The 815-nt window shown below is 42.1% G+C and carries 1 protein-coding gene and 1 pseudogene; both read left to right on the top strand.

Annotated features, from left to right (window positions below; translation table 11 throughout):
- A pseudogene (locus DVK07_RS23895) lies at positions 1 to 365 on the top strand (hypothetical protein); the annotation flags it as partial.
- Position 366: 1 nt separating this feature from the next.
- Positions 367 to 815 (top strand): glycosyltransferase (locus DVK07_RS19980; RefSeq protein WP_147441273.1); only part of this gene is annotated, 449 nt, incomplete at its 3' end.

The raw sequence follows: 815 nt of genomic DNA, 5'->3' as shown, positions 1-815 counted from the left end.
CTCTGATGAATACAAAAGCACAACAAAATCGTGTGAATGAGAATGGGGTCTACGCTATTGCCAGTGGCGAAGATGATGACGACGACATTCGTCGCTTCGCATTACGTGGGGAGAGACTCAAAGGGGTATTAGAACGCAAATTAGATTCTGGTGAAGTAGTAACTGAGAGCCTCTATGATCTTCGGAATGACCCGAACGAAATGAGTGATATAAGTGACTCATATGATGGTAATTCCGAGATATTGTATAGCCTGCGGAGGTTCAGTGAGCGAAGACTCTCCGATTGCTCGAAGTCAGGCGAACCAGACAAAGATACTAATGACGAACAAGTTGAGGAGCGCTTAGAAGCCTTAGGATATAAATAAAATGAATATTGCGCTTTTAACTACGACTTGGTATCCAGATACGGGTGGGGGAATTATTCATGTTAAAGAATTAGCAAACCGCCTTGTAGATGATTACGATTGTAGTGTTACAATAATTACAAAATCTGGGGGCGGGAATAAAGAAGCTATGAGTGACATATCCAAGTCTGTATCTATCATTCGAATCCCGGGAACAAACTCAAGATTTCGACCCCTAAACGAACTCAGGTATACCGCGGGAGTTTTGCGCCATGTAGTTAAGAACAACTATGATATTGTCCATGCACACACTAATACTGCTACATTCCCACTCCAAATTCTAAACTTGGGGGATTACCTAACTGTAATCACTGTTCATGGAGCTCAGCTGGATCTCACTGTCACATTCACGGACTCAATTCTTGATCCTATATATTCATTCACCAGACAACTGATTCTTCAGCGATTTCA

This window comes from Halorubrum sp. Atlit-26R (assembly GCF_003666015.1).
Classification (GTDB): Archaea; Halobacteriota; Halobacteria; order Halobacteriales; family Haloferacaceae; genus Halorubrum.
This window is presented reverse-complemented; position numbering and strand designations above follow the sequence as displayed.